This is a genomic window from Photobacterium sp. OFAV2-7 (assembly GCF_022347985.1).
GTDB lineage: Bacteria > Pseudomonadota > Gammaproteobacteria > Enterobacterales > Vibrionaceae > Photobacterium.
Map to the genome: position 1 here is coordinate 1 of NZ_JAKRFQ010000193.1, position 6,871 is coordinate 6,871.

Below are 6,871 nucleotides of genomic sequence, written 5' to 3' on the forward strand. Positions count from 1 at the left end.
CTCACAGAGCGATTAAGTGCAGAGGAAATCGGGCCAACCATGTTCCTGTTTACCCGGGGGGGCCGTTATTACCCGGTAGACAACCGATACGAAGGCGAATTCTTTAACGAGATGATGCGATGGGACGCGCAGTTCCAGGTGTATAACGAAGGGCTTGCACATATTACCAACTTCCACTCTGGCGAATACCTTGACGGTTTACCGGTCTGTGACAAGCAAAGATTCTGGGATGGCACCGCCATTCGAGAGCTTTGGAACGAGAATGACTACCCGTACTATTTCTCGACGTTCAAACCTCAGCTTCGCAGCCCGTACTCTGTAACGCTCAAGGGCATTACAGCCCTGGGCGAGTCAAACTTTATTCAAATGAATGAAGCTGATGCGAAAAAACACGGGCTTAAGTCCGGTGACAAGGCGAGATTAACGTCCCCTAAAGGCACTTTCATTGAAGGCATCGTTCAGGCTGACAATACCGTTGCGAAAGGCTGTATAGCGGTACCGCTTGGATATGGTCATACCGCCTTTGGTGCAAGTGACATCACCATAGACGGCAACACCCTACCTGGGCTTCAAGAAAGAAAAGGGGGCATGGCCGTTAATGCCTTTAACGCCGTAGACCCTACCCGCCAAGGAGCCAGCCTTTATCGTGATGTAACCTTTGGTTCAACCGCCCGCCACGGGATCCCTGTTGCGATTGAGAAATGCTAATCACCAAGTATTAAAGCTAATGACAAGTCGCTCGATTTCATCTGGCGGCTTGTCATCACTCAGATTCACTCAAAATATAACAATCACTTACTAGCCTACTGCTATCAAGCAAGTTAATACCGTCCTGTTGTCTGGACAATCTATGTCAACAAACACAGCTCAGCGTTACCTTCCTGTTACCCTGCCTTTAATAGCATAGCCTTGTCCATTGGGTACAAACAAAAGGAAAGGCTTATGTTCAGTTCTCCTCGCAAACTTCTCAATATTGCTATCTTGTGTGCTGCAGCGGGTTTAGTGGCTTGTTCCGCCGACTCGACGACACCCTCAACAAATTCCACTGCGAATTCAACGAAAACGACGAATGTAAGAGTCCCTGCAGAATGGGAGCCGCAAGCAGCCGTTTGGATGCAGTACCCAGATCAATGGGAAGCCAATATGCGCCCGGCGTTTGCACGGATCGTTTCAGTTATTCAGAAATATCAGCCAGTGCACATGCTTACCCGTACACAAGAAGAAAAAGACCAAGCCCAGCAGCTAATGACTAGCCTCGGCGTTGCAGAAACAAACCTCGAATGGCATGTCGTCCCCATCGACAATGCCTGGATGCGTGACAATGGACCGATTTATGTCACTGACGGAACTAGCACCTGGATACAAAACTGGGGATTTAACGCCTGGGGTGGCAACTTTGGCGGCGACGTCGGTTATACCAAAGATAACCTCATTCCTGACTATGTCGCCAATCAACTTAATGTCAAATCTGAACAATACCTTGATTACATACTGGAAAAAGGTAATGTCGAGGTTAACGGAGAAGGTATTCTGGTGATCAACTGGGACTGTCAGGATAATCGCAACCCCGGCATGACTCAGCAAGAGCATGAAGCAATCCTGAAGGAAAAACTGGGGGTTCACACGATCATCTGGGCTTTTGGCCACTACCCCGGCGAAGGGACCACTGGCCACATTGACGGCACAGCAAGGTTTGTCAATAACAATACCCTTGTCGTAACGGTTCTTGATGACAGCAGAACTGATGATCTGTTGGTTAACGATGCAGAGGCTGCCGGGCTCAATGTGCTGCGCTATGATGGCAACCCTAACTGGTTAGTCGGAAATGGGTTTGTTGCCGCCATGGCCGATGATCAAACACAGTACAATGCGAGCCTTAAAACCCAGCTTGAATCTTTCTATCCGGGGCGGGATGTTTTTCTCATCGAGACTTCCGATATTGCCAACGCCGGGGGCGGTATTCACTGTGTGACCAACGACCAACCCGTCATCTAATCAATTGGAGCCGCAACAATGCAGATACTACTTGTAGAAGATGATATGGACTTGGCTGAGTTGATAATCGAGTACCTTGAAGCTGAAGCCATTGACTGTGATATCGCTTATAACGGCTCCATGGCGCTCAACCTCATTGAAGAGAATACCTATCAAGTCATTGTCTCTGATGTAATGATGCCAAAAATGGACGGCTTTACGCTGTTGGATAAACTGCGCAACAAGAACATTCAGATACCTTGCCTGATGCTTACCGCGCGCAATAAGCTCGAAGACAAGCTCACAGGCTTCGAAAAAGGGGCCGATGATTATCTCGTCAAACCTTTCGAACTGGCTGAGCTAACTGCGCGCATCAAAGTCTTGGCACAGCGTACTCAACCGCCGGGCCATAAAATAGAAATTGCCGATTTAGTTCTCGATTTGAAGGAACGCCAAGCTTATCGAGCTGGACAACTATTAGCACTAAGCGCTGCTGAATGGCAATTGCTTGAAATGCTTGCCAAGCATAGTCCGGCCGTTGTATCTAAAGTCGACATTGAGAACCATATCTGGGGTGGCGAGGCGCCTTCCAAAGACGCACTCAAAATGTTGATTTACAGATTACGCAAGGTAGTCGACTTGCCTGAGGTCAGCTCGTTAATCACTACCGTTCGGGGACGTGGCGTGATGTTAGCGTCGCCAGAGGATTAAGCTCAATGTTAAGTCGTAGTATTAGCCGATATATCTCACTGCAGATTACCTTGCTAATCTCAGTCATATTGCTCGTGTTTTATTACATGATCACTGTTGTATATGACTGGGGGCTCGATGATTCCGTACACTACTTCATGACATTAGAGGCAGAAAACTACATTGAACACGGCACATCTGCTGCCAGTAATGCTTCTATCGCGGTCTATCCGACATTTGAGTCACTCCCCCAACCTGTCCGACACGTATTTGGAAATCAGTCTTGGGAGGAGGAAGAGCTGTACTTTCAATCTCAAGGCGATCAGTTCTTCTATTTAATGCCTTACTACAATTCCAATGCTGACCGGCTACTTTTTGTTCTTCATACCAATTATGAATTGTCCAATAACGAGATGGTCGGGCTATCTGTTGGTGAAATCGCTTCACTATTGGCTTTAACCATAGTCGTACTCACCATCGGAGTCATACGCAACTTAGGTTGGTCATTGATAAAACCGATCAACGCATTACACGAGTGGAACCGCCAGATCTCAGCAAAAAATCAGAACTTCACCAGCGCAGCCCCCATGCCTGACTTTCGTTTCAATGAATTGAATGAAGCGGCAGAACAAATTCGTCACTCGATGATAGAAATCAACCAGCGTAACGATAAAGAAAAACAGTTTCTACGCGTTTTAAGCCACGAACTAAGGACGCCTCTGGCCATTACCAAGGCCTCATTAGAGTTAATCAATAAAACCAAATCACAATTAGATCCTAAGCTCGCCAATAAACTCAACAAAATTGAGCGGGCCAATGCCAATATGTGTGCCACCAGCGAAGTCCTGCTGTGGCTATGGTCTGATGATTTGACCCAATTTAGGACTCAACAAGTTGACCTGAATGAAATCATCAAGCAAGAAATAGAAAGCAATCAATATTTGGCAGCGAATAAAAGTGTGAACATCAGCCTGTTTGAGCACGAGGTGTTTATCGAAGCAAACCCTGTACTGATGCAGTTGTTGGTAAGAAATCTGGTAAGAAATGCCCTGCAATACAGTGCTGACGGAAATATCAGTATTGATTTCCAACCAGATTCAGGCTTAACACTCATCAACCCAATCGCCAGCCAAGATAGTTCTATAAATGAACCCAATGACTATGGCTACGGTATCGGACTGTATCTGGTAACAACTCTCTGCGAGAAAATGCAATGGGAATGTGAAATTCAGCAAAATATGGAACAATTTCAGGTGCGTATCAAGACAATAAGATAACTGTCAAATCAGATATGAGCTAGTACAATTCAAACGAAAAACCCAGCACTTCTGCTGGGTTTTGTCTCTTCTTTTACTCTTAACCTATCTGTTCTCTTACTTTAAATTGCTGCATCAACGCCCTTAACTCTTCGGCCAACTCAGCCAATTGCTGACCCGAGTTTGCCGTCTGCTCTGCTCCGCCAAGCACTTCTCTGCCTGACTGGCTAATACTGACGATACTCTGGTTAATCTCTTCAGAAGCGACCGACTGCTGCTCACAAATGGTGGCAACTTCTATATTTTTACTATTAATTTCATCGACAGACTGATTGAGCATTTGCAAAGATTCACTGGCAATGACAGCTTTATCCGAACTCTCTTCTACCATCTGACGGCTAAGCTCCATAACCTCTACCGCTGATGTAGCCTTATTTTGTAACTGCTCTATCAGTTTGTGAATTTGAGAAGTCGCGTCCTGCGTACGCATTGCCAGAGAACGAACTTCATCGGCAACAACAGCAAAGCCTCTTCCCTGCTCTCCAGCCCTAGCAGCCTCAATGGCTGCATTCAGTGCCAAAAGGTTAGTCTGATCCGCTATTTCAGTGATACTGTTAACGAAATCACCAATATTGTTACTTTCCAGCTTTAACTCATCAAGTTTGCCAGATGCATTCTGAACCTGGCTAACCAGGCCGACCACAGCCTGTTGATTCTCAACGACAACCTGACTTCCTTTATGGACTTCTTCACTGGCAGTCTGTGTCAGCTGAGATGTATTTAACGCATTGTCAGCCACCTGCTGAACAGTTGTAGACATCTCAGTCATTGCTGAAACGACATGCTCAGTATTTAATTGTTGGGCATTCATTGCCTGAGTAGTCTGCTCAGTGGCGGCGGCCATATCTGCCGCTGAAGTTGCAATAAGATCAGAAGACTGAAGAATTCGGACAATGGTCATCTCCATTTTTCTGGCCATATTATTCATAGCTTTTAATAGTTGACCGGTTTCATCACTGTGATCAGCATTAATAATGACTCGGAGATCACCATCGGCCATTTTATCTGATGCATTGACAGCATGTTTCAGAGGACGAGTAATCATGGTGGTAAAGCAGTACCCGCATGCTGCACCGAAAAAAATAGCAATCACACCAATAACGATCATACCGATGATCGCTGCATGTTCATGTTCTTCAACAATATGCAACGCATCTTCAGTCATCGCTTCTACATCAACAAGGAACAACTCCAGATTATGGTTAAGTTTCTTCTGAATCGACTCAAGTGTAGCAAGCCGATTTGTTGCCTCAGCCAGGTTGCCTCGTTCAACCTGCTTAATTAAATCATCAACATGCTGTTCGTATTGCAAATGTTGGGAGCGTAACTGAGATAAACTAGCGCTTAGCGACTTTTCTTTATCCTTTAAGCGTTCTGATGTGGCGTGCAGCATGGCCTGTGCCAACAGCTTTTCCGCCTCACCTATCTTGTTATTAATCGTAGCGTTCATGATTGCGAAGCTTTGCCTGAAATGTGTCAGGTTACTATCTGCGTCAGCATCTTTTAGCCCCGCATTCCTTAGCGTCCGCTCGACCAATACAGCAGACTCAAACTGCTGAATTGAAATAACAGTCGCAATATCCGTAAGGGGAATATCCTCAGAAGTAATGCCTTTCAGCTCTTCTCCAATTTGCGACAGCTTTAGATATCCATAGCCCGCTATACACATCATAAGCACAAGTAGGATGCTGACCAGAATCAGCATTTTGGTCGCAATTTTCAAATTCTTTATAAATTGCATATTAGCCTCAGTGAATAATTATCACTTTTATTATGTTATTCGGGTTCATAATTTGCCCTAGTAAGCCCCTCATTCTGATAAAGGCGCTATTTATTGGCTCAACCCATGTCGTATCTGCACAGAAAATCCCTCATTATTTAATGAGGGATGGGAAGTGTATGTTTTGTTGCCGGTAACAAAATTGCATTGGATTAATGCAATTTAAACTTACTCACCAATGCGCCCAGTTGAGCGTTAGCAGCAGACAGGCTTTGAGTACTGTCCACTGTTGCTTGTCCGTTCTGAGCCAGCGCAGACACCATCTCCCGGATGTTGTTCATATTACGGCTCACTTCTTCGGTTACCGAGCTTTGCTCCTCAGATGCTGTTGCTATTTGACTGCTGAGGTCATTGATTTCAACAATAGAGTCGGTCATCGCATCCAGGCTGTTTGATACCCTTTCCGCGTTTTCAGCAGTACGTTCACAGCTTGATTTCGTCACTTCCATTGCCTCAACCGCACTGGTGGTGTCTTGGCGCAGCTTGGTCAGAAGCTCATTAATTTCAGCCGTGCTGGTTTGGGTTCTTGCAGCAAGCGAGCGGACCTCATCGGCCACCACGGCAAAACCACGCCCCTGCTCACCGGCCCGTGCAGCTTCGATAGCGGCATTCAGGGCCAACAGATTCGTCTGATCTGCAATTTCGCCAATCACCCCCAAGACACTGACAATTTGCTGAGTATTCTCGTTCATTGTATTAATGCTTGACGATGCAGTACCGACTTCTTCAACCAGAACCTTCATACTTCCAGACGCTTCAAACACATCATTTTTTGCCATCACGGCTTCATCATTGGCCTTCTGGGTATTAACGGCCGTATCCGTGGCGCTCTGAGCGACCGTATCGGCCGTGGCGCTCATTTCAGTAATGGCTGCTACGACTTGCTCCGTCTCTGAGGCATGTTGAATTAAGGCTTGATTGTTTTGCTCAGACTGAGCATTAAGTTGCTTGATACCGTCAGTAATATGGTCTGTTGCTTGTGAAATCTCCAGAAGCATAGATTGCAAGTATATAATGAAATTATTTACCGATTGACCGATGTCTCCCAACTCATCATTGGACGTAATCTCAATCCGAGAGGTTAAGTCTGCTTCTCCGGTAGATAAGGTAT

6 protein-coding genes are annotated in these 6,871 nt (G+C 45.9%); 4 read left to right on the forward strand and 2 right to left on the reverse strand.

What is annotated here, in order from left to right:
* The 4 genes from MHN01_RS11885 to MHN01_RS11900 all read left to right on the forward strand — a co-directional run.
* Positions 1-708 (forward strand): molybdopterin dinucleotide binding domain-containing protein (locus tag MHN01_RS11885; protein WP_304622852.1); only part of this gene is annotated, 708 nt, incomplete at its 5' end.
* A gap of 234 nt (positions 709-942) precedes the next feature.
* Entirely contained in the window at positions 943-1,995 is a 1,053-nt protein-coding gene (locus MHN01_RS11890) for an agmatine/peptidylarginine deiminase (RefSeq protein ID WP_239411545.1), read from the forward strand.
* A gap of 18 nt (positions 1,996-2,013) precedes the next feature.
* Positions 2,014-2,685 carry a response regulator transcription factor gene (locus tag MHN01_RS11895; protein WP_239411546.1) on the forward strand — a complete coding sequence of 224 codons (672 nt, stop codon included), beginning with the start codon at positions 2,014-2,016 and terminating at the stop codon, positions 2,683-2,685.
* 86 nt (positions 2,686-2,771) lie between these two features.
* On the forward strand, positions 2,772-3,941 hold the full coding sequence (locus tag MHN01_RS11900; RefSeq protein WP_239411547.1) for a HAMP domain-containing sensor histidine kinase: 1,170 nt from the start codon (positions 2,772-2,774) through the stop codon (positions 3,939-3,941).
* Between the two features lie 79 nt (positions 3,942-4,020).
* Here the strand turns inward: MHN01_RS11900 and MHN01_RS11905 are convergent, their stop codons facing one another.
* Positions 4,021-5,721, reverse strand: a complete 1,701-nt coding sequence (locus MHN01_RS11905; RefSeq protein WP_239411548.1) for a methyl-accepting chemotaxis protein — start codon at positions 5,719-5,721, stop codon at positions 4,021-4,023.
* Positions 5,722-5,912: 191 nt separating this feature from the next.
* A partial coding sequence (locus MHN01_RS11910) for a methyl-accepting chemotaxis protein (protein WP_239411549.1) occupies positions 5,913-6,871 on the reverse strand: 959 nt, incomplete at its 5' end.

Bases quoted from the DNA above. Each gene is read 5' to 3' on its own strand.
- MHN01_RS11890 (WP_239411545.1), top strand. From the start codon at position 943: ATGTTCAGTTCTCCTCGCAAACTTCTCAATATTGCTATCTTGTGTGCT.
- MHN01_RS11895 (WP_239411546.1), top strand. From the start codon at position 2,014: ATGCAGATACTACTTGTAGAAGATGATATGGACTTGGCTGAGTTGATA.
- MHN01_RS11900 (WP_239411547.1), top strand. From the start codon at position 2,772: ATGATCACTGTTGTATATGACTGGGGGCTCGATGATTCCGTACACTAC.
- MHN01_RS11905 (WP_239411548.1), bottom strand. From the start codon at position 5,721: ATGCAATTTATAAAGAATTTGAAAATTGCGACCAAAATGCTGATTCTG.